The sequence below is a fragment of the Ideonella sp. genome, from assembly GCF_041914305.1.
Taxonomy (GTDB): Bacteria; Pseudomonadota; Gammaproteobacteria; order Burkholderiales; family Burkholderiaceae_C; genus Ideonella.
The window spans coordinates 20,999-45,793 of the sequence record NZ_JAYSDQ010000019.1; the positions used below are offsets into that span (position 1 = coordinate 20,999).

A 24,795-nucleotide genomic window follows, 5' to 3' on the forward strand; every position below is an offset into this window, starting at 1 on the left:
TTGCCACCCGCCATGCCCACCGCTTGTCCGCTGCCCCTGCGCCCGTTCGCGCTCGCCCTGGCGCTGTGCGCCACCCCCTTGTGCGCCGATGCTCAGGCCGACACGGCGCCCGGCGCAGCCGATGACCAGGTGGCCATGCTCGGCGCCGCCCGCATCGAGATCACCAGTCGCCACTACGACAACGCCGTCGGCAGCTCGGATGCCGCCTCGCAAGGCACGATCCGCGCCGAGCTGCTGAAGAGCCGCCCGGCCCTGCGGCCCGGCGAAGTGCTGGAGTTCGTGCCTGGCGTGATCGTCACGCAGCATTCGGGCGACGGCAAGGCCAACCAGTACTTCCTGCGCGGCTTCAACCTCGACCACGGCACCGATTTCGCGACCACCGTCGACGGCATGCCGGTCAACATGCCCAGCCACGGCCATGGCCAGGGCTACTCGGACCTGAACTTCCTGATCCCCGAGCTGGTCGACCACATCGCCTACCGCAAGGGCCCCTATTTCGCGACGCACGGCGACTTCGCCTCGGCCGGCGCGGCCGACATCCACTATGTGCAGACGCTGGCCCATCCGTTCGCGCAGCTGACGCTCGGCGAGAACGGCTACCGGCGCGGCGTGGGTGGCGCGTCGCTCGACATCGGCCCGGGCCTGCGCGTGCTCGGCGCCGCCGAGCTGATGCACAACGACGGGCCGTGGACCGTGCCCGAAGGGCTGCGCCGCGCGAACGCGGTGCTCGGGCTGAGCCAGGGTGACAAGCGCCAAGGCTTCAGCGCCGGCCTGATGGCCTACGACGCGCGCTGGACCTCGACCGACCAGATTCCGCAGCGCCTGATCGATGCCGGCGAGTACAACGGTCGGCCCTTCGACCGCTTCGATTCGCTCGACCCGAGCGACGGCGGCCGCACCAGCCGCACCAGCCTGAACGCCGACTGGCACGGGCCACTGGCCGGTGGCGAGGCCCGCGTGGCCGGTTATGCGATGCACTACACGCTCGCGCTGTACTCAAACTTCACCTACGCGATGGAACGGCCCGACACCGGCGACCAGTTCGCGCAGCAGGACGAGCGCGATGTCTACGGCCTGTCGGCCAGCCAGGCCTGGAGCCACGCACTCGGGGGCCTCGACGCGCGCAGTGAGCTCGGGCTGCAGCTGCGCCACGACCGTGCCCGCGTTGGCCTGTACACGACGCAGGAGCGCCGCATCGTCGACACGACACGCCTGGACGATGTCGAAGAAACGATGACCGGCCTGTACGCCCAGACCTCGATCAACGTCAGCGACAAGCTGCGCGGCGTCTTCGGCCTGCGCTGGGACCAGGGCGACTTCACGGTCGCCGGCCTGTCGTCGGCCGCCAACTCGGGCCACGCACGTGCCAGTCAGCTCTCGCCCAAGCTCGCGTTGGTCGGTGGGCCGTGGGCCAAGACCGAGGTTTTCTTCAATGCCGGCCGAGGCTTCCACAGCAACGATGCGCGCGGCACCACCGACCCGCTCGCGCCGGTGCCCGGCCTCGTCAGCTCACGCGGCTGGGAGCTGGGCCTGCGCACCGAGGCGCTGCCGGGCCTGCAAAGTTCGCTCGCGCTGTGGACACTCAACTTCGATTCCGAGCTGGTCTATGTCGGCGACGCCGGGGCCACCGAAGCCAGCGCCGCCAGCCGCCGCCGCGGCATCGAATGGAACAACCGCTGGACGCCGAGCGAGCATTTCCTGCTCGATGCCGATCTGGCCTGGACGCACGCCCGCTTCAGCGACGGTGCCCGGATCCCGAACGCGGTCGATTCGGTGGCCTCGGTCGCCGCGACGCTGAAGGACTTCGGCCCCTGGTCGGCCAGCCTGCAGTGGCGCTACCTCGGCACCGGCGCGCTGGTCGAGGACAACGCGGTGCGCTCGCGTCCGTCGTCGACCTTCAACCTGCGCGTCACGAACAACCTGCGTGGCCTGACCGGCTGGCCGGCCGAGCTGACGCTGGATGTCTTCAACCTGTTCGACGCGAAGGTCAACGACATCCAGTACTACTACGAGTCGCAACTGCCGGGCGAAACGGCACCAGTGCTCGACCGCATCGTGCACCCGGCCGAGCCGCGCACGCTGCGGTTGACGCTGCGCGCGACCTTCTGATGCGCTACTGGCCCAGCGCCTTGATCGGCACCTTCAGCTCCAGCGTCTCCTTCTTGCCGTCGGCGCCTTCGATGGTCAGGGTCAGCGGCAGCGTCTCGCCACCCTTGAGCTGCTGCTTCAGGCCCATCAGCATCACGTGGTAGCCGCCCGGCTTCAACTCGACAGTCTTGCCTGCCGGCAGCTCGAGGAACGGCACGGCGTTCATCTTCATCACGCCGTTGTCCATCTTCATCTCGTGCACCTCGGCCATGCCGGCCGCGGGCGACGCCACGGCCACCAGGCGGCCCCCTTGCGACGAGGTGAGTTGCATGAACGCGCCAGAGCTCGCCTGGCCGGCCACGGTGCCGCGGGCCCAGGCATTGCTGACGGTGGTGGCGGCCAGCGCCGGGCCGGCCGCCAGGCAGGCTGACGACAAGATGACGAGCGCGGAAAACAGGGAGGGTTTCATCGGGATCTTCTTTCTCGAGGGGTTCATCAAGCGGCGATCAGAAGGCACGGGTCCAGCCCAGGGCGAGGCTGGTACGCGGCACCAACTGGATGCCGTTGACCTGCTGGCTCACGGGCACCTGCAGCAAAGCGTAGACCATGTCGTCGTGCCCGGGTGAGAGGCTGACCCCGGGCGACAGGTTCAACGTGTGGCCGCCGCTCAGCGCAGGCTCGGCCTCAACGCCATGGTCGCGGCCGCGCTGGCTCCAGTTGGCCTGCAGCAGCAGGCTCCACAGCGGCGACATCGCATGCGCCCAGCCGGCCGACAGATCGAGCCGCTGGCCCGGCTTGTAGCCGTCGCGCTCGGCCAGTGCGCCGGTCCAGGTGGCCTGCAGGTTCAGTGCATCTGCCAGCCCCAGCACAAAGCGCGCCGATGCGCCGACGATCAGGTCGGTGGTGCCGCTGCCGGGCTGCAGGCTGCGCTCGGCAACGCTGCCGTCGCCGTTGGCCACGCTGCGCGACCCGGTCGGCAGCTTCAGCCCGCCGGTCAGCGCCCAGGCGAGGTCGTCGCCCGACGCCGCCGGCGCCTGCCAGCGCACCAGCGCCTGCACATCACCAACGCGGTTGTAGCGCCAGCGCTCGTGCGCGCCAAGCTCGCCGGAGCCCTCGTCGATCAGGTCGTGCGCGTGGTCGCGCTGCAGCAGCGGCAGGCGCAGCGAGAACGCCCACTGCGGGCTGACTGCGTAGTCCAGCGTCGTCACCAGGTTCAGGTTGCGCGTGTGGCGCTCGACCGCCTCTTCGTCTTCAGGCAGGTCGTCGGGCGAAATGTTCTGGCTGCCCCGGCGCAGTTGGTCTTGCACGACGGATTCGAGCCGCAGGTCGACACTCCAGCCGGCGTGGTCCCAGGTGCCGAGCGCAAAGCGGTCGTTCAGCAGGTTGCAGGAGGCGGCGCCGCACGAGGCCTGGGCGGCCGATGCGCTCAGCGCCACGAGCGCAGCCATGGCCGCGGCACGGATCGGGAAGGGGGTCATCATCGTCAAAGCTCTTTCTGTCAGCGTGTTGCGGGGCGGGTCAGTGCGCATGGCCGGCATGGGGGTCGGGGGCGGTCAGGTCGAGCCGTGCCGCGGGCGCCTTCAGCTCGCGTGCCGCGCCATCGGCCGGCGGCAACTCGGCCCAGTCGATGCTGCCCTTCTCGCAGACCTGGCGCACGCGGAACCACGCGGGGCCCACGGCCTGCGGCGCCTGGCCACGCAGCACGAACTCGTCGTAGAACGCGTCGGGCAGCCCTGGCGCGCCCGCGTCGGCTTGCCAGGTGATCTCGGCGACGTCGTCGCTGACCTTCTGGCCGTGGCTGTCGTAGGGCTCGGCCAGCGCCTCGCGGCGGATCGTCACCGTCCAGCCCGGCTTGGGCATCGGCTTGGCGCCGCGAAAGCCGGCCGGCAGGCGCACGCTCAAGGCACGTGTCGGCGAGCCGTCGCAGCCATGGCCGACGCGCAGCACCGCCTTGTAGGCGCTGCCGGCCTCGGCGCGCGGCTGCTCCAGCGTCACGTGGGCCTGGGCACCGGCGGCCATGACCGCCAGGGCCGCAGCCCATGCCATCGGGGTGTGGATCGAAGAATGCTTCATCAAGGGCCTCACAGGTCGAAACGCAGCTCGGCGCTGTAGCTGCGCTGCGGGTAGGGGTGGAAGTTCCAGTAGGTCGCGTTGGTCAGGTTGTCGATGCCGAACGCGGCGCTCCATTGCCGGGTGATGCGCCAGTGCAGCCGCAGGTCGGCGCTGGCGTAACGCGAGAAGCCCTGGTACGCAGTGCCGTGGGTGTCGCTGTTGTTCAGCGTGCCGAACTGGGTGCCGCCATAGCGCGCGGCCAGCGTGGCGGCCAGTTGTTCGGTGGCATGCCAGGTCGCGGCCAGGCTGGCGCGCACACGCGGCACGCGCGGCTGGCGTTTGCCGATGGTGTCGCCCGGCGTCAGCACATAGCCGCTGTTGGCGACGATGACCGAGTCGGTCCAGGTCAGGCTGCCGGCCAGGTCGAGCGCCCGCGTCCACAAGCCCTGGCCGCGGTAGGCCAGCTCCAGCCCCTGCGTGCGCAGGCGGTCGATGTTCTGCACGCTGGCCACCGGCTTGCCGTCGACCAACGAGGTCTGGCTGTACAGCGCGTCGCGGGTGGTTTCGTGAAAGGCGGTCGCGCGCCATTGGTGCGGCCCCGTTTCCCACAAGGCGCTCAGCTCGGTCGTCCACGACTCTTCAGGCCTCAGGTCGGGGTTGGTGGCCGGGTCGCCATCCACATAGGCGCCGTTGGGGCCGACGCCGCCCTGGAACAGCTCGGCCACTGTCGGCATGCGCAGCGCGCGTCCGCTCGACAGGCGCAGCGCCCAGGCGTCGTCGATCTGCCAGCCCAGCGCCGCCTTGGGCGACAGTGCGTCCTCGCTGCGTGGCGCGAAGTCCACCAAGGTGCCGTCGGACGCGGTCTTGCGGCCGTCGCGCGCGGTCCAGTGTTCGGCGCGCAGGCCGAGCACCGCCGTCCAGTCCGGCGTGACGGCCCAGGTGTCTTGCCCGTAGACGCTGCGCAGCGCCGTCTCGCCGCTGAAGGCGGTGAACAAGGTGGTGGGCGCGCCATGCAACCAGTCGTCGGCGTTGCGCACGGTCTGGCGCCAGCGGTAGCGCTCTTGCTGCAGGCCGACGTCGACCGTGTGGGCGCCGTTCGGCCGCCAGACGGCCTTCGCGGCCAGCGTGTCCCAGCCGGTGCCGTCCAGATCGGTGATGCGGCCGGCACCACCGTCGTCTGCCCCCGGGCGGGCCACCGTCGGTGAGCGGCTGCGGTCTTGCGCATAGTCGTAGCGGCTCGCGGCCAGTTCCCAGTCGAACACCCCGCGGCTGCGCTGGCGCAGCGACAGCCCGTGCATCACGTGCGTCAGCGCATCGCGCGACTGCGGGAAGTCGTTGGCCCCCAGCGTGTAGCCCTGCCCGCCCAGGTCGACCGGCGAGCCGCTGGGGGTGCCGCTGTTCGCGGGCAACGCGTAGAAGGCGTTGCCGTCGCTGTCGCGCAGGTAGCTGGCCGAGCGTGATTCGGCGCGGTTGCGCCACCAGCCCAGCGTGTAGGCGGCGCGCAGGTCACCGCCGAAGACGTAGGCAAGCTTGGCCTTGGCGTGGTCTTGCACCGTGTGCACCTGGCCGCTGGTGCCGAGGATCAGCCAGTCGGCGTTGCTCTTGTCCTTGCCGGCCCACGCCCCGGTCAGCACCGGCGCGCCCGGCGCGGGCGCGGTGGTCGACGGCGGCTTGGTGACGAAGCCGAGCGGCTGGCCGTCGTTGTCCAGCCGCTGCACGCTGAACCACCAGGCCCAGTCGCCGGTGCGGTCACCGAGCGAGGCGCTGGCCGCGTGGCCGCCGTAGGTCGCGTCGCTGCGGTAGAGCTTGAACGGCTGGCTGTAGGCGGCCAGCTTGGCGTGGGCTTCGAAGCGCTGCGGCAGGCGGGTCACGAAATCGACCACCGCACCGACCGAGTTGCCCGGGTAGGCGGCCGAGAACGGGCCATACAGCACGTCGACCCGCTCGATCTCCTCCGGCGCCACCAGGCCCCAGCGCGGCGTGAAGCTGGCGCCGTTGCCAAGCAAGTTGGACAGCAGGATGCCGTCGGCATAGACCAGCGAGCGCGCGCTGTTGCCGGTGCCCGAGGCGCGGGTCGACAGCACCGCGTGGTTGTAGTCGCCGATGTAGCGCTTGCGCACCAGCAGGCTGGGCAGGTACTTCAGCGCGTCTTCGCTGTCGGCGGCGTTGATGCTGCGCTCGACCTCGGCGCCGGTGATGCCTTCGATGGTGGTCGGCAGCCGGGTCGGCAGGCTGCTGGCCTGCTGGGCCACGATGGTGACGACGCCGGCGTGGTGGGCCGGTGCGGTGTCGATGTCAGTCGACAGGGTCGACTCGATGGATGAGGCTTGGGCGCGGGCGGCTGCAGGCAGCGCCAGCGGGCAGGCGACGGCGAGCGCCGACGCCAGGCAATGGATGCGGGACATGACCAGGTTCGTTCAAAGCGGGCGGGCCGGTGCGCCGGACCGTGCCGCGCGCGGGGCGCAGCCGGCCGTGGTGGCGCAGCGGTGCGGGGCGCGCCCGGCCGCACTCAGTGCGGCAGGCGGCGCCGGCTCAGGCTCGAACGAACGGCGGGGCGCGGGCCTGCGCCGCGGCCCAGGCGAACAGCGGGCGCGGCGCCTGCAAGAACAGCGCGGGCCGATCGGCCAGTGGCTCGATCAGCGTGGGCGCGGCCACCGGCGGCGGTGGCGCCATCGCGTGGCCGGCCAGGCCGCACAGCGCGCAATGGTCCAGGTGCACCGCCGCGGCCTGGGTCGGCTGCGCGGGTTCGGTGTCACCCACGGCGAGCTGCTTCGGGCCTTGCGGCGTGCAGATCTCGGCCCAGGCCGAGCCGCCCTGGGCGGCGGCCAGCCAGCGCGACACCGTCGGCACCAGCGCGATCGCGAAGATCGCCACGAAGGCGATCCAGGCGAGGGCATGGCGGTGGTGTCGAAGGCTCTGCACGGTGGGCGGATTGTAGGGACCGACCCTGAGCGAAGCTTGTCCGGCGTCATGGCCGGCGTGCCAAACGCGATAATCCCTGTATGTCCATCCAGACCGACGATTTCGGCTTGCCCGAGCGCGCCGCCGCCCGCGTGGTCACCGCCAGCGCCGCCTCGCCGCAAGAAGAAGCGCTCGAACGCGCGCTGCGGCCCAAGGGCCTGACCGAGTACGTGGGCCAGGCCAAGGCCCGCGAGCAGCTCGAAATCTTCATCGGCGCGGCCAAGAAGCGCAGCGAGGCCCTCGACCACGTGCTGCTGTTCGGCCCGCCCGGCCTGGGCAAGACCACGCTGAGCCACATCATCGCCAACGAGCTGGGTGTCAGCCTGCGCCAGACCAGCGGCCCGGTGCTTGAAAAGCCGAAAGACCTGGCGGCGATCCTGACCAACCTCGAGCGCAACGATGTGCTCTTCATCGACGAGATCCACCGGCTCTCACCCGTCGTCGAGGAAATCCTCTACCCCGCGCTGGAGGACTACCAGATCGACATCATGATCGGCGAAGGCCCGGCGGCACGCTCGATCAAGCTCGACCTGCAACCCTTCACGCTCGTCGGCGCCACCACCCGCGCCGGCATGCTGACCAACCCGCTGCGCGACCGCTTCGGCATCGTCGCGCGGCTCGAGTTCTACACCCCCGAAGAGCTGACGCGCATCGTCACCCGCTCGGCCGGGTTGCTAAACGTGCCGGTGGACGCCGCCGGCGCGATGGAGATCGCGCGCCGCTCGCGCGGCACGCCGCGCATCGCCAACCGGCTGCTGCGCCGGGTGCGTGACTACGCCGACGTGAAAGGCCGCGGCCAGATCGACAAGACGATCGCCGACCTGGCGCTGAAGATGCTCGACGTCGACCCGGTCGGCTTCGACGTGATGGACCGCAAGCTGCTCGAAGCCGTGGTGCACCGTTTCGACGGTGGCCCGGTCGGCCTGGACAACGTGGCCGCCGCGATCGGCGAAGAGCCCGGCACGATCGAAGACGTGATCGAGCCCTACCTGATCCAGCAAGGCTATCTGCAGCGCACCCCGCGCGGCCGCGTGGCCACGCTGATGGCCTACCGCCACCTGGGGCTGACACCCCCGGCGCGCCAGCCCGGCCTGGGCGGCGGCGACCTGTTCGACGCCGGCTGACCCGGCCACCGCCGGGTCACGGTGCGGCCTTGAGATACATCAACCGGGCGGCCCCGCGCGCCACCGCGGCCGACCCACAATCGGGCGAACCGATGCAGGAGGCGGCTTGGGCGACACCGTGACCGACGAACCCGACAACGACGATGTGGCGCTGGTCCGGCGTTGCCGCGCCGGCGACGCCACCGCCTGGGGGCAACTGGTCGCGCGCTACCAGCGGCTGGTCTACGCCATCGTCACCCGCATGGGGCTGGACGAGCATGTCGCGGCCGACGTGTTCCAGACCGTGTTCGAGAAGCTGGTGCAACACCTGCCGACGCTGCGCGAGCCCGAGCACCTGCAGGCCTGGGTCGTCACCACCGCCAAGCGCGAAGGGCTGGCCGCGCGCCGGCGTGGGCAGCGCCAGGTCTCGATGACACGCGACGACGACGGCGACAGCCAGGGCCCGGCTGAATGGGATGTGGCCGACGACAGCCCCGGCGCCGAGCAGCGTCTCGACGAGCTGCAACAGCTGCACCGGCTGCGCCTGGGGCTGGACCGGCTCGACGAGCGCTGCCGCGAATTGCTGCAGCTGGTGTTTCGCGACGAAGACGAACACCTGGGCTACGACGAAATCGGCCGCCGCCTGAACCTGCCGGTGGGCAGCATCGGCCCGACCCGCTCGCGCTGCCTGGGCAAATTGCGCAAACTGCTGCCCTGAGGGCCTTCAGACCGTTGCCGCCCGTGTATCTGGCCGCCCCCACCGCGCTCTGTCTCGCATACCCGCCCGACCCACCAATGCCATGAACAAGCCGCCAAAGCCCCTGAGCCACCTGAGCGACGCCGAGTTGCTGGCCCGCGTGCCCGCTGCGGCGGCCCTGGCCGATGCGCCGGCCGAATGGCAACGCCGCGCGCTGGCCGCCTGGCGCGCGCCGGCCACCGTGTCGCTGGCCCAGGCCATCGACGCCGTGCGCCAGCGCGTGCTCGCGGTGCTGAGCTTCGACAGCTGGGCCCAGGCGCCGCTGGCGGCCGGCCTGCGCTCCACCGGCTCGGCCACGCGCCAGCTGGTGTTCAGCGCCGAGGGCCGCGACATCGACCTGCGCATCGTGCCCAGCGGCGACCGCTTCGCCGTCAGCGGCCAGGTGCTGGGGCCAGACGACAGCGGCGCGGTTGCACTGGCCCCCGAGCAGGCCGAGGCCACCGTCTACGAAACGCCGCTGGACGCGCTGGGCGAGTTCCGCCTGGCCGACGTGGCGCCGGGCCGCTACCAGCTGAGCCTGCTGCTGGCCGGGCACGAGATCGTGCTGCCGCCGTTCGATGTTGGCGCCAGCCCCCATGACGGCCGCGCCGGCTGACGACGCCACCCCCGCCGATCGGGCGCAGCGCCTGCTCGACACGGGCGCGACCACGCCGCCGGCGCTCGACCTGGCGCTGGCCTGGGCGCTCAAAGACGCCTGTTACGCCGCCTGGAGCACCGAGCCCCGCCGCGCTGCCCAGGCGGCCGAGCTGCTGAACCAGGGCCTGCCCCAGCTGCCCGCCGCCACGCCGGCCGCGGCCCGGACCGAAATCGAGGCCCTGGCCGCGTGGACCCGTGGCATCGCGGCGATCACACGCGGGCAGATGGCCGAGGCGGTGCCGGCCTTCGATGACGCGGCCGCGCGCTTCGGGCAGTTGGGCCAGCCCGCCCCCGCCGCGCAGACACAGGTGCCCAAGATCATGGCGCTGGCCATGCTGGGCCGGCGCGACGAGGCCGCCCGCTGCGCCGAGCAGACGCTGGCCGCCTTCATGGCGCAAGGTGATCTGCGGGCCGCCAGCAAGGTCAGCCTGAACCTGGGCAGCCTGCAGCTGCGCCACGATGCCTTCGCCGCGGCCGCGCACCACTACCGCGAGGCGGCCCGGTTGCTGGCGCGCATCGAAGACCACGAGCACTCTGTGATGGCCGACATCGGCCTCGGCGACGCCCTCACCGGCCTGGGCGACCTCGACGAGGCCACGCACATCTACACCCGGGCCCGCGCGCGGGCCGATGCCCACGGCCTGCCGGTGCTGCAGGCGATGGTCGATGAATCGGTGGCGCTGCTCGACCTGTCGCGGGGGCGTTATGGCCCCGCGCTGGCCGGCTTCGAGCGCGCCCGTGCCAGCTACGAGCGGCTCGAGATGCCGCAGCACCTGGCGATCGCCGAGAAGCAGCTGGCCGACGCCTACCTCGAGCTGCGCCTGCTGCCCGAGGCCGACGCGCTGTTCGACCAGGCGCTGCGCCAGTTCGACGCGCTGCAGATGCCCAACGACAAGGCCTGGACGCTGGCGCAGCAGGGCCGCGGCCGCGCACTGGCCGGCGACGCCCCCGCCGCCGCCGCGCGCTTCGACGCGGCGCTGGCCTTGTTCGACGCGCAAGACAACCAGGGCGGCCAGGCCGCCGTGGCACTGGCCCGCGCCGAGCTGGCGGTGGCGCAGCAAGACGCTGCCGCCGGCCTGCACTGGGCCGAGGTGGCCGTCGGCGCCTGCGCCTCGGCCGGCTCGGACGACGGCGCCGCGCGCGCGGCGCTGGTCCACGCGCAGGCGCTGGCCCTGGCCGGCCGGCCGGCCGACGCCCACGCCGCGTTCACCACGACGCTGGCGCAGGCCCGCGCCAGCCGCCGCCTGTCGGCCGAGGTGCGCAGCCTCGTCGGCCTGGCGCTGGCCGACCAGGCCCTGGGCGATGACGCGGCGGCGCGCACCGGCCTGGCCGATGCGGTGGCGCTGTTCGAAGAACTGCGCCAGGCGCTGCCCGGCGACGAGGTGCGCAGCGCCTTTCTCGCCGACCACCTGCGCCCCTACCGCGAGCTGCTGCGCTACGCGCTGCAAGACCAGGCCCACGACCCCACCCCCGCGACGGCCGCCGCGGTGCTGCAGGCGGCAGACCGGGTGCGGTCGCGCGCATTGAGCGAACGCCTGGCCGGTGGCCCCGCGACTGCAGCGTCGGCCGACGAAGCCACGCAAGCACTGCGGGCCCGCGTGAGCTGGCTGGCGCGGCGTGCCCAGGGCCTGGAAGACGACGAAGACACGCCGTCAGCGGCGTTGATCGACGAGCTGCGCACCAGCGAGCAGCGGCTGCTCGAGCAGGTGCGCCGCCAGCGCCTGCGCAGCGCCAGCCCGGGCGCGCCCGGCATGGCCAGCCAAAGGCTGGACACGGCGGCGCTGTGCGCCACGCTGGCCGACGACGAGGTGCTGGTCGAGTACGCGCGGCTCGACGACGAACTGCTGGCCTGTGTCGTGCGCCGCGGTGGCATCACGGTACAGCGCCAACTGACCACCTGGCCGGCCCTGCTGCAGGCGCTGCAGGCGGTGCAGTTCCAGCTCGACGCGCTGGGCCACGGCGCCAGCGCGATGGGCGCCCACCTGCCGGCGCTGACCGCCCGCTGCAACACCCGCCTGCAGCAACTGCATGCGCAGGTCTGGGCACCGTTGGCGGCGGCAGTGGGCGACGCGCGGCGCGTGCTGCTGGTCGCGCCGGCGCCACTGGGCAGCGCGCCGTTCGCAGCGCTGGGCGATGGCCGGCACGCGCTGGCCGATCGCCACGAGCTGGTCTGGCTGCCGAGCGCCGGTGGCGCCTTGCGCGGGGCCACCCGGCAGCGCGCGGCCACACCGGCCCGGGTGCTGGTGCTGGGCGAATCGACGCGGCTGCCACACGCCGGCGACGAGGCGCGCGCGGTGGCCGCGGCCTGGGCCGGCGCCGAATTGCGGCTCGATGGCGAGGCCACGGTGCAGGCTCTGCGCACCGACGCCGCCGACGCCGACCTGCTGCACCTGGCCTGCCATGCACAGTTCCGCGCCGACAGCCCGGGCTTCTCGGCGCTGCACCTGCATGACGGCGCGCTGACCGCCGAGCAGGTCGAGACGTTGCGGCTTCAGGCCCGGGTGGTGGTGCTCAGCGCCTGCGAGACCGCGGGCCGCGAGGTGGACCCGGCCGCCGCGCGCGGCGACGAGTGGGTCGGCCTGGTGCGGGCCTTTCTGCTGGCCGGTGCGGGGCGGGTCGTGGCCAGCCAATGGCCGGTCGACGACCGCATCACCGCCCACCTGATGGCCGGCTTCTACCGCGCGCTCGCCGCCGGCGACACCCCGGCCGCGGCGCTGCGCCAGGCCCAGCTCGCGCTGCGCGAACAGCACCCGCACCCGTTCCACTGGGCGGCGTTCGCGCTGTACGGCGGCGGCTGACAGCACCGCGACAGTCGGCTGCGCTACGCTTGTGATGTATCAGCCAGGCGGCGGCGCGCTCTGTTGCGCGTCGCCACCCTGCTGCGAAGGTGCTCCCATGAAGTTGTTCTCGCCCACCCCGCCCCTGACCCGCCTGGCCTGGCGCTTGTCGCTCGCCCTCGCGACCCTGGCCCCGGCCGCACAAGCTGCACTCGCCAAGGGGCCGAAAGACCCCTACCTCGACGCCGAGGTGCTGGTGCGCCTGCACAGCACCGCCGGGCTCGGCCCGCTGCTGGCCAAGCACCAGTTGACGCTGGTGCGGCAATCGGGCGCGCGGCCGATCTACCGGCTCGGCCTGGCGCCGGGCGACAGCGTCGGCGCGAAGGTCAAGGCGCTCGCGCTCGAACCCGAGGTCATCGCCGCCGAGGCCAATGTGCGGCCGCGCGCACCCGAGGCGCGCAAGAACGCGGTCTGGGCCATCGGCAGCGAGGTCGAGTACCGCGCGCAGTGGGCCCCGGCGGCGATGCGCCTGCCCGCGGCGCAGCGCATCACCCAGGGCGCCGGCATCCGCGTGGCGGTGCTGGACACCGGCGTCGACCTCACCCACCCGGCACTGGCCGGCAAGCTGCTGCCGGGCCGGGATTTCGTCGACGGCGACGACGACCCGCGCGAAGAAGGCGACCGCACGAACGCCGGCTTCGGCCACGGCACGCACGTGGCCGGGCTGGTGGCGCTGGCCGCGCCGGCCGCCCAGATCGTGCCGATCCGCGTGCTCGACGCCGAGGGTCGAGGTGATGTCTGGATGCTGGCCGACGCGCTCGCCTACGCGGTCGACCCCGACGGCGACCCGGCCACCGACGACGGCGCGCACGTCGTCAACATGAGCCTGGGCACGCTGGACCGCACCCGCATCCTCGATGCGGTGATGACGCTGTCGGCGTGCGCGATCCCGGCCCCCGGCCCGAGCCCGGACACCGACTACACCGACGCCGGCTACGACGGCGACAAGGCGCGCTGCGCCGCGGCCGGTGGCGCGGTGATCATCGCCTCGGCCGGCAACGAAGGTCGCAGCGACGTCAAGGAGTACCCCGCCGCCGAGGGCGTCTACGGGCTGCTGCCGGTCGGCGCCAGCGCCGCCGACCACCGCCTGGCCGACTTCAGCAACCGCGGTTCATGGGTCGACGTGGCCGCCCCCGGCGACCACATCACCAGCACCGTGCCCGGTGGCCAGTACGGCACCTGGAGCGGCACCTCGATGGCCTCGCCGCTGGCGGCCGGCGTGGCCGCACTGGTGCGGGCACGCTCGCCCAAGCTGCGGCCGGTCGACGTGACCAAGCGGCTCGAAAAGAGCGGTGCGGCGCTGTGCGGCGCCACCCAGATCGTGCAGGTCGATGCACTGGCCGCGGTGAAGAACCAGCAGGCGCCGGATCTGTCTTGCCTCTGATGTATTGATTGACGCTGCGACCCACCAAAACAAAGGCGGCCCGAGCGGGCCGCCTTTTTCGTGCTGCGCCGAGGCTCAGCGGTTGCGGCAGGTCACCGTCTTGGTGGCCACCACGTTGCCGTTCGCATCGAGCAGCGAGCCAGTGGCCGTGCCGCCGACGATGAAGTTCTTGGCGATCGGCGTGGCGCCCTTCTTGATGTCGCGCTTGTTGCTGTCGAAGTCGAATTCGACCTCGTCGCCCACCGTGTGCGCCAGCGGGCTTTGGGCACTGTTGGCGCCCGAGGCGAAGACCGCCGAGTAGTTGCCCGAGGCCAGGTTGAGCCCGTCGACCGAGCCGCGCGAGCGGTCGGCGCGGGTTTCGCACTTGACGCGGATCGTGGCGGCCGAGGCGTCGAACGCCACCATGCTCAGGGCGGAAAAGGCGGCCAGCATGGCCAGCGAACGGTTCAGGGTCTTGCTCATGATTTCTCCGGATCTGGTTGAAGAAGAAGACCGGGCTTTGACGCCTCGGTCTCCAACAGAGCCGGTACGAACCACCCTGATACATGCGCCGAACGAAAACCGGCCGGCGATGGCCCTCAGCCTTGCGTCGGCTCGCCGACCCAGGCGGCGCCGGATGCAGCGGCCCGCGTCGGCGTGCAGGCCCAGCCCGCGGCCCACAGCACGGCGACCACGGCCGAGGCGCCGCCCAGCAGCGGCCAGAAGCCCAGGGTGTGGGCAAACCACAGCAGCCCCAACGTGCCGACCATCGCGGTCACGAACAGCGCCAGCGCCGCCGCTTGGCGCGCCGGAGTCAGCGGCAGCTCGTAGGGCTGGCGCTTCAGGTCACAGGGTTCGCCGGGAAACATCGCCGCCACGTCGGCCGGCCGCCAGCCGGGCGGCGCGAACCAGCGCTTGACCTTGTCGGCCCACGACCGGGTGTGCCAGCTGTCGCGCGCCAGCTCGGCGTAGAAGCTGAGGTTGGCCCACAGCGGGTTCCAGCTGCGCAGCGGCTTGATCGTGCCGTAGACGCAGGGCTCGACGTCGTCTTCTTCGACGAAGCTGCCGAACATCCGGTCCCAGATGATCAGGATGCCGCCGTAGTTCTTGTCGAGGTATTTCTCGTTCACGGCGTGGTGCACGCGGTGGTTGCTGGGCGAGCAGAACCAGCGGTCGAACCAGCCCAGCTTGCCGATCTGCTGCGTGTGGACCCAGTACTGGTACAGCAGGTCGATCAGCGCGACGACGCCAAACACCAGCGGCGGAAAGCCCAGCAGCGCCATCGGCAGGTAGAACAGCCAGCCGGCGATCCAGCCGCTGCTGGTCTGGCGCAGCGCGGTCGACAGGTTGTAGTCCTCGCTCTGGTGGTGCACCGAATGGGCGGCCCAGAACAGCGCCATCGTGTGGCCGAAGCGGTGGAGCCAGTAGTAGCAGAAGTCGTAGGCCAGCAGCCCCAGCGCCCAGACCCACCAGGCGTCGGTCGGCATCTGCACCAGCGCGGCGCGCTGGTAGACCCAGGTGTAGAAGCCGATCGCGGCGAGCTTGGTGAACAAGCCCGTGACCTGGCTCATCATGCCCAGCCCGATGCTGTTGATCGCGTCGGCCAGGCGGTAGGTGTTGCGGCCGCGGCGCCAGCCGACGATGAATTCGATCGCGATCAGGCCAAGAAAGACCGGCGTCGCCAACACGATGACCTGGGCAGATTGCATGATCCGGCGATCATGCGGCAAAGCCGGCGCGCCAGCGGGGCCAACCTCGGGAAAGCCCGGTTCAGGATGTCACGTCAGCGGCCTGCCGCGGCACACCCTGGGCGGGCGGTCACAGCTCGTCGAGCGTGGCGTCGTCGTTCAAATGCTGGGTGTCGCCCCAGCCGACCAGCGTGAAGCCCTGCGGCGTGTAGAGCAGGCGGTTGACGCCGGTGTTGGCCAGCTCCCAGGTGCGCGGCGCATTCAGCTCGACGCGCGAGGCGGCGCGGTACAGGCAGTCGAGCACGCCGCCGTGGGTCACCAGCAGCAGCGTGCGGCCCGGGTGGGCGGCCGCCAGCCGGCTGGCGGTGGCCACGCAGCGGTCGAAAAAGCCTTGCAGCGTCTCGCCGCCCTCGGCGCCGAAATCGGGCTCGCGGCGGCGCCAGCGGGCGCTTTCTTCGGGCCACAGGCGCTCGACCTCGTCGTAGGTGTGGCCCTGGAAGATGCCGAAGTGGCGCTCGCGCAGCCCGGCGTCGGTGGTCAGCGGCAGGCCGGTGCGGTCGACCACGGCCTGCGCGGTGTCGCGCGCACGCACCAGGTCGCTGCAGACGATCGCATCGAGGTCTTCGTCGGCCAGCGCTTCGGCCAGGCGGCGGGCCTGCTCTTGCCCGATGGCGTTGAGCGAGATGTCGATCTGCCCTTGCAACCGGCGGTCAACGTTCCAGGCCGTCTCGCCGTGGCGCACGGCGAGTATTCGCGTCACGTCATCCACTACACGCCCCAGGTCACCGGCTCGTCGGCGGCGAGCGCGCGCTTCATCATCTCGACCAGCGGCCAGGCACGCTGGCGCAGCGAAATGGCATCGCGGCTGCCCGCGGCGGGCTCGTCGGCCTTGGCGTCGCCGGCCACGGCGCGGGCCGCATCGTCGGCGGCCACGGCGTCGGCCAGGGCCTGGATCGCGGCCGGCATTTGCGCCGGTTCGATGATGCCTTTGGGCGTGGTGTCCTTGCCGATCAGGCCGAGCACCTTGTCGCCGGTGGGGCCCATCATGATGACGTCGCCTGCGGCTTTGCTTTTGAACTTGTAGATCATGGCCCGGCGATCATCGCACGGGCCGTCGCCGCCGAGCACCTCGGCGGGTCACCGCCCGGTTCAGGGGCGGGCGCGCGCCAGCCCGCCGACCGCCTTCTTCTCGTGCGCCAGCCGGGCCAGCACGCTGGCCGCGTCGAGCGGGCGGCTGCACAGAAAGCCCTGCCAGCCGCTGACGCCCAGCGCCAGCAGCGCGTGGCGGTGGGTCTCGGTCTCGACGCCCTCGGCGTAGACCGTCAGGCCGCAGGCGCGCGCCGCGCCGGCCAGCGCCACCGCCAGGCCGGCCTCGGGCGTGGCACCGCGGGCCAGGCCATGCACCAGCTCGCGGTCGAGCTTGACCGCGTGCAGCGGAAAGCGGCGCAGCAGGTTCAGGCTCGCGTCGCCGCTGCCGAAGTCGTCGAGCACCAGGTGCACACCCAGCTCGCGCAAGGCCATCAATTGCGCCCGGGCCAGCTCGGGGTCGGCCTGCAGCGCCGCCTCGTGCACGTCCAGCTCGAGCAGCTCGGCCGGCCATTCGGCCACCTGAAGCGCCGCGGCGACGCGGCGCGCCAGCCCGGGCTGCAGGCATTGCCAGGAACTCAGGTTCAGCGCGATGCGCCAGACGAAACCGGCGGCGCGCCAGCGCGCGGCCTGGTGCAGCGCATGTTCGAGCGCCCAGTCGTCCAGCGGGCCGGCCAGGCCGGCACGGGCCGCCAGCGGCAGAAACTGCGCCGGCGGCAGCAGGCCGTGCTCGCCGTCGTGCCAGCGCAGCAGCGCCTCGACCGACTGGACGCGGCCGCTGGTCATGTCCACGCGCGGCAGGTAGCGCAGGCGCAGCGACTGGCCGGCCCCACCTTCGCGCAGCGCACGCTGCAGCCGCGCCAGGCGGGGGCCGTCGTCGGTGGCGTCGAACGCATGTACGCGCCAGGCCGAGCCACCGGCGCGGCGGGCGCGTTCGAGCGCGCTCTCGGCGTGTTCGAGCAGGTCTTCGGCGCTCAGGCCGGCCTGCGGGTAGGCGGCCACGCCGATCGACACCATCAGCCCGGCCGTGGCCAACAGCCCGCCACCGGCCGCGGCGCGGCCCTGGTCGACCAGCCGGCGCGCCAGCGCCTCGGCCGAGGCTTCGCCGCACTGGCGCAGCATCACGCCGAAGCGCGCGCCGCCCAGGCGGGCCATCTGGTGCTGCACCGGCACATGGGCCCGCAGGCCTTCGACGATGTCGCTCATCGCGCGGGCCTGGGCGTCGCCGTCGAGCGCGAACAGCCGGTCGCGGTCGAACTCGATGCACAGCAGCGCCATCGGCGTGCCGTCGCGCCGCGCGGCGCCGACCGCGTCGTCGATCTGGGCGACGAAGCCGCTGCGCTCGGGCCAGTGGCTCAACTCGTCGCGGGCCCCGCCGCGCAGCACGCGCGGCGCGCCGCGGCGCTGCGGGTTCAGTTCTCGAAACGAATAGACGCGGCCGATCGGCCGGCCCCGGCTCCATTGCGGCTGGATGTGGCGTTCGAGCTGCGCCCCGTCGAGCAGGTGCACCGTGTCGACGGCCGCCAGCAGCGCATGGGCCTCGATCTCGGCCAGGCGCGCCTGGTAGGCGGCCGGTGCCACCGTCTGGCTGCTCATCCAGCGGTGGATCGCCTCGTCGTCACGCTCGACCAGCGCCGACTCGGGCAGCGACCACTGCGTGGCGAAGCGGCGGTTGAAGGCCTGGATGCGGCCGTGCAGGTCGGTCACCAGAATCCCGTCGGCGGTGGCTTCGAGCGTGGCGCGCAGTTCGGCCAGCAGCGCGTCGTGCTCGCGCTCGGCCTGGTACTCGTCGCTGCGGTCGCGCAGCAGCACCAGGTAGCCGCTGACCCCCGCCGGCCCGGCGCTGAGCGCGCCGATCGGCACCACGCGGCGGTGCACGTGGGCGGTGCGGCCGTCGGGGCGGGTGATCTCGGTGTCGCTGTCGAGCGCGCCGGGCGCGCCGCCGCACACGTCAGACCAGAAGGCCACGTCTTCGAGCGTCGACATCAGGGTGTCGGCGCGCCGGCCGACGATGGCCTGCGGCTCGAGCCCGAGCCAGTCGGCCGCGGCCTGGTTGGCGTGCAGCACGCGGGCGTCGGCAGCATCGACCAGCCAGGCCGGGTCGTCCAGGCTGTCGATCAGCTGGGCCCTGGCGCTCGCCTGGCCGGTGAGCCAGGCGATGCCCGCATCGGCGCCGCTCATCACAGCTGCTCTTCGACCGTCGGCGTCGCCGACACATCGAAAAAGTAGGCCACGCGCAGGCGCGGCGCCAGCACCTCGGCGGCGCGCGCCGGCAGCTGGCTGGCCCGCAGGCTGCGGCGAATGCCGAGATCGGGGCAGTCTTCGAGGTTCAGGTGCACGCCGTGCGAGCGCGCCGGGTCGTGCACCCGCACCTGCGGCTTCAGCGGCCTGGCCGAGTTGACCGAGGTCACCATCGCATAGCGGTCGTCCGACAGCTGCACCAGCGAGCCGGGCGGGTAGATGCCCATCATGTGGATGAAGCCGCTCAGGATCGTCGCGTCGAACTTGTTGCGCGACTGCGCGAACATGCGCGAGAGGGCTTCGTGCGGCGTCAGCGATTTCGACGGCGTGGCCGCGTTGCACAGGTTGTCGTAGAAGTTGACCAGCGAGACGATGCGCGCGCCGACCGACATGCGCTCGGACGTGACGCCCTTCGGAAAGCCGGTGCCGTCGGCCAGCTCGTGGTGCTGCGCCACCACCAGCAGCGCCCCCGGCGACAGGCCCATGCGCCGGCCCTGGGTGATGCCGTGGCCGACGTGGTCGCGGTACAGCGAGGCCTCGGCGGAGGTGAAGTCGTCGTGCGGCAGGCGCACGCGGTCGGGCAGCGCGAGCTTGCCCATGTCGTGCAACAGGCAGCCGGTGCCGAGGTCGGCCATCTCGGGCGCGGCCATCTTCAGCGAGCGGGCCAGCAGCAGCGAGACCACGGTCACGTTGATCGCATGGGCCGAGTGGCGGTCGCCGGTGGGCTCGCCCAGCACGCGCACGCACAGCTCGGCATCGATCAGCATCTTGTCGAGCAGCGCGCGGGTCAGGGCCTGCGCACCGTCGCGCGCACGCTCGGGCTCGCCGACCAGCGCGTCATTCACCCGGCGCAGGTCGCGGCAGGCCTCTTGGTATTGGCGCTCGCACACCCGCAGCGCGGCGGCTTCGGCCTCGGCGCGCGCCTCGGCCTGGCGGCGTGCGCGCGTGGCCGGGTCTTCGGCCACCGGCGCGACCACGACGACCGGCTCGGTCGCCGCCGCACCGGCGTCGCCCTGCGGGCCGGCCTGGCCAGCGTCGCCGGCCACGGCTTCGGCGGGCAGGTCGCTGCGCTCGGGGCTCCAACGCACCCGCTTCAGCCCGAGCGAGCGGATGGTGTCGATCTGCTCGGCGTTGCTGATCTTGAAGCTCGACAGCGGAAACGGGTGCGACATCCACCCCCCATCGAGATGGATGAACATGCCGATGCGCAAGTCCTGCGGTTCAACGGTGCTGGTCATGTCGCAAAGTCCCTGAATTCCCGGCGTTTCTGCCCGTGCTTGTGTCTGGAGGAAAGACGCCGCGTGACTCAAGCGCCGAGGGCCGCGCGCCGGCCTGGCGCCGAGGCGGCAGGTCTGACGGGCCCTCTGCCTCAACATCGGCACCGCGCCCGGCCAACTTGAGCGTGATGGCCGGCGCCACACCGCATGCGCCGCCACGCGCTAGCATCGCGCGACGTTTTTCCACGCTTTTGTCCAACCTGTCACGCTGGCCGCACGCCGGCCCCCCACACCATGACCCACGCCTACATCTGCGACGCGATACGCACCCCCTTCGGCCGCTACGGCGGCGCCTTGTCGCCGGTGCGGGCCGACGACCTGGGCGCGGTGCCGATCCGTGCGCTGATGGCGCGCCACCCGAACCTGGACTGGGCCGCGGTCGACGACGTGCTCTACGGCTGCGCCAACCAGGCCGGTGAAGACAACCGCAACGTCGCCCGCATGGCGGCGCTGCTGGCCGGGCTGCCGGTGGCCGTGCCGGGCAGCACGATCAACCGCCTGTGCGGCTCGGGGCTGGACGCCGTCGGCTCGGCCGCCCGCGCCATCCGCGCCGGCGAGGCCGAGCTGATGATCGCCGGCGGCGTCGAGAGCATGAGCCGCGCGCCGTTCGTGATGCCCAAGGCGACCGCGGCGTTCGCGCGCGAGAACGCGGTCTACGACACGACCATCGGCTGGCGCTTCATCAACCCACTGATGAAGGCCCAGTTCGGCGTCGACTCGATGCCCGAGACAGCCGAGAACGTGGCCACCGACTTCGGCATCTCGCGCCAGGACCAGGACAAGATGGCGCTGGCCTCGCAGCGCAAGGCCGTGGCGGCGCAGCAGCGCGGCTTCTTCGCCGCCGAGATCACGCCGGTGACGATCACGCCGAAAAAGGGCGAGCCGATCGTCGTCGACAAGGACGAGCACCCGCGCGAGACCTCGCTCGAAGCGCTGGCCAAGCTCAAGGGCGTGGTGCGGCCCGACGGCACCGTGACCGCCGGCAACGCCTCGGGCGTGAACGACGGCGCCTGCGCGCTGCTGCTGGCCGGCGAGGCCGCTGCGGCGCGCCATGGGCTGACGCCGCGCGCCCGCGTGGTCGCCATGGCCACCGCCGGCGTGCCGCCGCGCATCATGGGCATCGGCCCGGCGCCGGCCACGCGCAAGGTGCTGGCGCTGGCCGGCCTGTCGCTGTCGCAGATCGACGTGATCGAGCTGAACGAGGCCTTTGCCGCGCAGGGCCTCGCGGTGCTGCGCCAGCTCGACATCGCCGACGACGACCCACGGGTCAACGCCAACGGCGGCGCGATTGCGCTGGGCCACCCGCTCGGCGCCTCGGGCGCACGGCTGGTGACGACCGCGATCAACCAGCTGCACGCCAGCGGCGGCAAGCGCGCGCTGTGCACGATGTGCATCGGCGTGGGCCAGGGCATCGCCCTGGTGCTCGAGCGGGTCTGACGCCGCTTCGGTCAGGTGTGGGCGGTGCTGGCCGGCGTGGCGTCGGCCGACTGATCAACCTGTTGATCGGCGGGTTGATCGCCCGCTGGTTCGCGCAGGTCGGCCAGCAGCTCCTCGACCGGCAGGGTCAGTGAGCTGGACGGCGGGTTCGCGGCATGGTTCAGCTGGTCCACCGGCTTCGGCCGGGCCAGCAGGAAACCCTGGAACTCGTCGCAGCCCTGGGCCCGCAGCGCGTCCAGCTGCGGCTGGGTCTCGACCCCCTCGGCGTTGACGCGGATCTCGAGCGAGTGCGCCAGCGAGATGATCGACTTGACGATCAGGTTGACCTTCTCGTCACTGCCCAGGTGCTGGGTGAAGGCGCGGTCGATCTTGACCTTGTCGAACGGGAAACGCCACAGGTAGGCCAGGCTCGAGTAGCCGGTGCCGAAGTCGTCCATCGCGATCGACACGCCCATCGCCGACAGCGCCCGCAGCGTGCCCAGCACCTGCTCGGTGTTGCTCATCAGCAGCGATTCGGTGATCTCGATCTCCAGCCGCGTTGCCGGCAGGCCGGTGTCGTCCAGCGTCTTGGCGATCAGGTGGACCAGGTCGTCGTGGCGGAACTGCGCGGCCGACAGGTTGACCGCCACCGCCAGGTGGTCGGGCCAGGTGGCCGCCTGGGCACAGGCGGTGCGCAGCACCCAGCGGCCGATCGGGCCGATCAGCCCGGTGTCTTCGGCCAGCGGGATGAATTCGGCCGGCGACACCGGGCCGCGCACGGGGTGGTTCCAGCGCAGCAGCGCTTCATAACCGGTCAGTGTGTGGCCATCGGAGCCCCACAGCGCCTGGTAGTTCAGGCTCAGCTGGGTGCCGCTGCCGATCGCCTCGCGCAGGTCACGTGTCAGCTGACGCCGGGTTTCGAGTTTTTCGTCGAGCGAGGCGTCGTAGAAGCTGAAGGTCGAGCGGCCCGAGGCCTTGGCGCGGTACAGCGCCAGGTCGGCCTTGTGCATCAGGTCTTCGTCGTTCTCGGCATCGGTGCCGAAGATCGCCGCGCCGACGCTGCAGCCGCAGATCACCGTCTGCCCGCCCAGCTCGTAGGGCCGGCCGAGCGACTCGACCACCCGCTCGGCCAGGCGCGTCACCGCGTCGGGGCCGTCGACGCCGGTCTGCAGCAGCGCGAATTCGTCACCGCCCAGGCGCGCCACCACGTCGCCATGGCGAACCAGGTCGCGCAGGCGCGCCGCCACCTGGCGCAGCACCTCGTCGCCGGCCGAATGGCCCAGGCTGTCGTTGATGTCCTTGAAGCGGTCCAGGTCGATGCACAGCACCGCGAAGTCGGGCCCGCCGCAGGTGTGGCGCCAGGCGGCCTGGCGCAGGCTTTCGCCGAAGCTGGCGCGGTTGAGCGAGCCCGACAGCGGGTCGTGCCGCGCCAGGTAGCGCAGCCGCTCGTCGGCCAGCCGGTCGCGCCGCCATTGGCGCCAGACCACCGCACCGACGACGCCGCCGGCCAGCGCCAGCAGCGCGAACACCATCGCGGCCACACGCATGAAGGCCTGGTTGATGCGCTGCTCGCGCTCGACCTGGTCGACATAGACCTCGACCGCGCCCATCATCTTGCCGGCGCGCAGCACCGGCACATAGGCCTCGCTGTAGACGGCCGGCCGGTCGGCGTGGGTGCCGCGCTGCAGCTCGACCACCGGCGCGCCGCCGAGCACCAGCCGGCGCACGTCCTCGTGGCCTTCGCCGGCGTCTTCTTCGGCTTCCTCGGGGATCGGCGTGCCGGGGCGGGCCAGCAGCTCGTCGGACGCCAGCACCGCGTGGCCGGCGCGGTTGTAGAGCTTGAAGCGGAACACCTCCTGCACCTGCAGCAAGGTGCGCAGCTGCTGGCGCGCGCTGTCGCTGGTGCCACGGCCCTCGAACGTCGCATCGAGGTCGGGCACCGACGCCTCGACCAGCCGGGCCCAGGCGACCGCCGACTGCTCGGCATCACGCTCGAGCAGGAAGCCGGCGCTGCCGCGCAGCAGCATGGCCAGCAGCGCGCCGGCCAGGCCCAGGCCCACCAGGCAAGGCAGCAGCATTCGCCACGGGTTGGACAGGAGTTTCATCGTTGGCTCTTTCAACGCCTGGCCGGGGGGCGACGCCCGGCGCATGGAACAACGACGCGCGCAGACAGGTGTTGCACGCTCATCGACCCGTTTTCGGCGCCGGCGGCCAAGGGTTGAGGGCTGCACCGGCGCGGCAAACGTGGCGTTCGCCGCGGATTCGGCCGCGGCGCGGCGGCCGCTCAGCCCTGGTGCGCGCGGCGGCGCCAGGCCGTGGGCGACAGGCCGCACAGGCGCTGGAAGAAGCGCGTGAAGTAGCCCGGGTCGGCGAACCCGAGGTCGATGCCGATGCGCTTGACGCTCAGGTTCGTGTAGGCCAGCTGGCGCTGGGCCTCGAGTGCGAGGCGGGCGTGCAGCAGGTCCAGCGCGCCCTTGCCGAGCTGGGCCCGGCAGATGCGGTTGAGCTGGGTGGCGCTGATGCCCAGCTCGGCCGCCAGCGACGCGACGCTGGGCTGCAGCCTGAACCGCGCATCGACCAGCGCGCGGTACCGCGCCAGGTGGGCCGGCACGCCGGCGCTGCCGCTGTCGGCCGGCCCGGGCCAGGCGCGTGCCAATGCCAGCAGCAGCCGGGTCAGCTCGGCGTCGATCGCGGCATGGCGCCAGCGCTGGTGGGCGGCGAATTCGGCCGCCAGCGCGGCCACCGCGCCGGCCACGGCCGCCGGCTCACCGAGCGCACGCTGGGCCGCGTCGGCGCCCCAGTCGAGCACGCCCGGTTGCTCGAACAGCGGCCACAGCCCCGGCTCGGGCGCCAGCAGTTGCCGCACATGCAGCTCCTGCACCGTGACGACCCAGCCGTCGATGCCGGGCTCGAACGCAAAGCCGTGGGCCGTGGAGGCCGGCACGGTCACCGCGGCCGGGCCGCTCAGGCGCTGGCTGCGGCCGTCGACCTGGGCCTCGGCACGGCCTTGGCGGATGTACAGAATTTGAAACAGCAGCTCGTGCCGATGGGGGCGAATCTCCCAATCGTGCAGCCGGCTGCGCGACGAGATCGTCTCGATGTGCAGCTTCTCTCCCACGGAGTGCAGGCCGGGTTCGCCGTAGAGCTGGTAGGCCGGCAGCGCGGCCGCGGCGCGGCGGCGAGGGGAGGACGACGCCATGTTCGAATTGTGCAAGTTTTGGCCGCAATCCTCCATTGAAGCGCTGGCCCGCCGGTCCTACGCTGGCGCTGTTGTGGATGTGGTGGAGGGC

At 72.1% G+C, this 24,795-nt stretch carries 20 protein-coding genes; 7 read left to right on the top strand and 13 right to left on the bottom strand.

Features of this window, described 5'->3' with window-relative positions; genetic code table 11:
- Nucleotides 1-12 precede the first annotated feature (12 nt).
- Nucleotides 13-2,109, top strand: a complete 2,097-nt coding sequence (locus ACE3SG_RS22375; RefSeq protein WP_374568436.1) for a TonB-dependent receptor — start codon at nt 13-15, stop codon at nt 2,107-2,109.
- Between the two features lie 4 nt (nt 2,110-2,113).
- Here the strand turns inward: ACE3SG_RS22375 and ACE3SG_RS22380 are convergent, their stop codons facing one another.
- The 5 genes from ACE3SG_RS22380 to ACE3SG_RS22400 form a co-directional block, all read right to left on the bottom strand.
- Nucleotides 2,114-2,557 (bottom strand): copper chaperone PCu(A)C, encoded by a 444-nt coding sequence (locus ACE3SG_RS22380; protein ID WP_374568437.1) that lies wholly within the window; start codon nt 2,555-2,557, stop codon nt 2,114-2,116.
- 37 nt (nt 2,558-2,594) lie between these two features.
- Nucleotides 2,595-3,569: a transporter gene (locus ACE3SG_RS22385; RefSeq protein WP_374568438.1), complete on the bottom strand. Its 975-nt coding sequence runs from the start codon at nt 3,567-3,569 to the stop codon at nt 2,595-2,597.
- A 37-nt stretch (nt 3,570-3,606) separates the two neighbouring features.
- The gene (locus tag ACE3SG_RS22390; protein ID WP_374568439.1) at nt 3,607-4,161 is read right to left on the bottom strand and encodes a YcnI family protein; all 555 of its coding nucleotides are present in this window, start codon (nt 4,159-4,161) and stop codon (nt 3,607-3,609) included.
- 8 nt (nt 4,162-4,169) lie between these two features.
- Nucleotides 4,170-6,545, bottom strand: a complete 2,376-nt coding sequence (locus tag ACE3SG_RS22395; protein ID WP_374568440.1) for a TonB-dependent receptor — start codon at nt 6,543-6,545, stop codon at nt 4,170-4,172.
- Between the two features lie 127 nt (nt 6,546-6,672).
- Complete coding sequence (locus ACE3SG_RS22400; protein ID WP_374568441.1) at nt 6,673-7,062, bottom strand: DUF2946 family protein; 390 nt, start codon at nt 7,060-7,062, stop codon at nt 6,673-6,675.
- An 80-nt stretch (nt 7,063-7,142) separates the two neighbouring features.
- Here ACE3SG_RS22400 and ruvB point away from each other — a divergent pair, with 80 nt between their 5' ends.
- The 5 genes from ruvB (at nt 7,143) to ACE3SG_RS22425 (ending at nt 13,818) form a co-directional block, all read left to right on the top strand.
- Nucleotides 7,143-8,225 carry a Holliday junction branch migration DNA helicase RuvB gene (gene ruvB, locus ACE3SG_RS22405; protein WP_374568442.1) on the top strand — a complete coding sequence of 361 codons (1,083 nt, stop codon included), beginning with the start codon at nt 7,143-7,145 and terminating at the stop codon, nt 8,223-8,225.
- Between the two features lie 106 nt (nt 8,226-8,331).
- Complete coding sequence (locus ACE3SG_RS22410) at nt 8,332-8,922, top strand: RNA polymerase sigma factor (protein WP_374568443.1); 591 nt, start codon at nt 8,332-8,334, stop codon at nt 8,920-8,922.
- 82 nt (nt 8,923-9,004) lie between these two features.
- Nucleotides 9,005-9,556, top strand: a complete 552-nt coding sequence (locus tag ACE3SG_RS22415) for a carboxypeptidase-like regulatory domain-containing protein (RefSeq protein WP_374568444.1) — start codon at nt 9,005-9,007, stop codon at nt 9,554-9,556.
- Nucleotides 9,537-12,395, top strand: a complete 2,859-nt coding sequence (locus tag ACE3SG_RS22420) for a CHAT domain-containing protein (RefSeq protein ID WP_374568445.1) — start codon at nt 9,537-9,539, stop codon at nt 12,393-12,395. The genes ACE3SG_RS22415 and ACE3SG_RS22420 overlap by 20 nt, the downstream gene beginning before the upstream one ends.
- Before the next feature lie 97 nt (nt 12,396-12,492).
- On the top strand, nt 12,493-13,818 hold the full coding sequence (locus ACE3SG_RS22425; protein WP_374568446.1) for a S8 family serine peptidase: 1,326 nt from the start codon (nt 12,493-12,495) through the stop codon (nt 13,816-13,818).
- A gap of 75 nt (nt 13,819-13,893) precedes the next feature.
- Here ACE3SG_RS22425 and ACE3SG_RS22430 read toward each other — a convergent pair whose 3' ends face one another.
- The 6 genes from ACE3SG_RS22430 to ACE3SG_RS22455 all read right to left on the bottom strand — a co-directional run bounded on the left by ACE3SG_RS22430 (nt 13,894) and on the right by ACE3SG_RS22455 (nt 20,050).
- Complete coding sequence (locus tag ACE3SG_RS22430) at nt 13,894-14,280, bottom strand: hypothetical protein (protein WP_374568447.1); 387 nt, start codon at nt 14,278-14,280, stop codon at nt 13,894-13,896.
- 116 nt (nt 14,281-14,396) lie between these two features.
- A complete protein-coding gene (locus tag ACE3SG_RS22435) occupies nt 14,397-15,506 on the bottom strand; it encodes a sterol desaturase family protein (RefSeq protein ID WP_374568448.1) in 1,110 nt (369 codons plus the stop codon).
- A gap of 109 nt (nt 15,507-15,615) precedes the next feature.
- A complete protein-coding gene (locus tag ACE3SG_RS22440; protein ID WP_374568449.1) occupies nt 15,616-16,254 on the bottom strand; it encodes a histidine phosphatase family protein in 639 nt (212 codons plus the stop codon).
- Nucleotides 16,254-16,613: a DUF1840 domain-containing protein gene (locus tag ACE3SG_RS22445; RefSeq protein ID WP_374568450.1), complete on the bottom strand. Its 360-nt coding sequence runs from the start codon at nt 16,611-16,613 to the stop codon at nt 16,254-16,256. Before ACE3SG_RS22445 ends, ACE3SG_RS22440 begins: the two co-directional genes overlap by 1 nt.
- A 21-nt stretch (nt 16,614-16,634) precedes the next feature.
- Nucleotides 16,635-18,752, bottom strand: a complete 2,118-nt coding sequence (locus ACE3SG_RS22450) for an EAL domain-containing protein (protein WP_374568451.1) — start codon at nt 18,750-18,752, stop codon at nt 16,635-16,637.
- Nucleotides 18,752-20,050 (bottom strand): HD-GYP domain-containing protein, encoded by a 1,299-nt coding sequence (locus ACE3SG_RS22455; protein WP_374568452.1) that lies wholly within the window; start codon nt 20,048-20,050, stop codon nt 18,752-18,754. The genes ACE3SG_RS22450 and ACE3SG_RS22455 overlap by 1 nt, the downstream gene beginning before the upstream one ends.
- 273 nt (nt 20,051-20,323) lie before the next feature.
- Here ACE3SG_RS22455 and pcaF point away from each other — a divergent pair, with 273 nt between their 5' ends.
- A complete protein-coding gene (pcaF, locus tag ACE3SG_RS22460) occupies nt 20,324-21,526 on the top strand; it encodes a 3-oxoadipyl-CoA thiolase (RefSeq protein WP_374568453.1) in 1,203 nt (400 codons plus the stop codon).
- An 11-nt stretch (nt 21,527-21,537) separates the two neighbouring features.
- On the opposite strand, the gene ACE3SG_RS22465 is transcribed toward pcaF, so the two are convergent.
- Entirely contained in the window at nt 21,538-23,610 is a 2,073-nt protein-coding gene (locus ACE3SG_RS22465; protein ID WP_374568454.1) for a putative bifunctional diguanylate cyclase/phosphodiesterase, read from the bottom strand.
- A gap of 179 nt (nt 23,611-23,789) precedes the next feature.
- Complete coding sequence (locus ACE3SG_RS22470) at nt 23,790-24,704, bottom strand: helix-turn-helix domain-containing protein (protein WP_374568455.1); 915 nt, start codon at nt 24,702-24,704, stop codon at nt 23,790-23,792.
- Nucleotides 24,705-24,795 lie beyond the last annotated feature (91 nt).

Bases quoted from the DNA above. Each gene is read 5' to 3' on its own strand.
- ACE3SG_RS22415 (WP_374568444.1), top strand. From the start codon at position 9,005: ATGAACAAGCCGCCAAAGCCCCTGAGCCACCTGAGCGACGCCGAGTTG.
- ruvB (WP_374568442.1), top strand. From the start codon at position 7,143: ATGTCCATCCAGACCGACGATTTCGGCTTGCCCGAGCGCGCCGCCGCC.
- ACE3SG_RS22420 (WP_374568445.1), top strand. From the start codon at position 9,537: ATGACGGCCGCGCCGGCTGACGACGCCACCCCCGCCGATCGGGCGCAG.
- ACE3SG_RS22390 (WP_374568439.1), bottom strand. From the start codon at position 4,161: ATGAAGCATTCTTCGATCCACACCCCGATGGCATGGGCTGCGGCCCTG.
- ACE3SG_RS22385 (WP_374568438.1), bottom strand. From the start codon at position 3,569: ATGATGACCCCCTTCCCGATCCGTGCCGCGGCCATGGCTGCGCTCGTG.
- ACE3SG_RS22470 (WP_374568455.1), bottom strand. From the start codon at position 24,704: ATGGCGTCGTCCTCCCCTCGCCGCCGCGCCGCGGCCGCGCTGCCGGCC.
- ACE3SG_RS22425 (WP_374568446.1), top strand. From the start codon at position 12,493: ATGAAGTTGTTCTCGCCCACCCCGCCCCTGACCCGCCTGGCCTGGCGC.
- ACE3SG_RS22455 (WP_374568452.1), bottom strand. From the start codon at position 20,050: ATGACCAGCACCGTTGAACCGCAGGACTTGCGCATCGGCATGTTCATC.
- pcaF (WP_374568453.1), top strand. From the start codon at position 20,324: ATGACCCACGCCTACATCTGCGACGCGATACGCACCCCCTTCGGCCGC.
- ACE3SG_RS22380 (WP_374568437.1), bottom strand. From the start codon at position 2,557: ATGAAACCCTCCCTGTTTTCCGCGCTCGTCATCTTGTCGTCAGCCTGC.
- ACE3SG_RS22375 (WP_374568436.1), top strand. From the start codon at position 13: ATGCCCACCGCTTGTCCGCTGCCCCTGCGCCCGTTCGCGCTCGCCCTG.
- ACE3SG_RS22430 (WP_374568447.1), bottom strand. From the start codon at position 14,280: ATGAGCAAGACCCTGAACCGTTCGCTGGCCATGCTGGCCGCCTTTTCC.
- ACE3SG_RS22465 (WP_374568454.1), bottom strand. From the start codon at position 23,610: ATGAAACTCCTGTCCAACCCGTGGCGAATGCTGCTGCCTTGCCTGGTG.
- ACE3SG_RS22395 (WP_374568440.1), bottom strand. From the start codon at position 6,545: ATGTCCCGCATCCATTGCCTGGCGTCGGCGCTCGCCGTCGCCTGCCCG.
- ACE3SG_RS22450 (WP_374568451.1), bottom strand. From the start codon at position 18,752: ATGAGCGGCGCCGATGCGGGCATCGCCTGGCTCACCGGCCAGGCGAGC.
- ACE3SG_RS22435 (WP_374568448.1), bottom strand. From the start codon at position 15,506: ATGCAATCTGCCCAGGTCATCGTGTTGGCGACGCCGGTCTTTCTTGGC.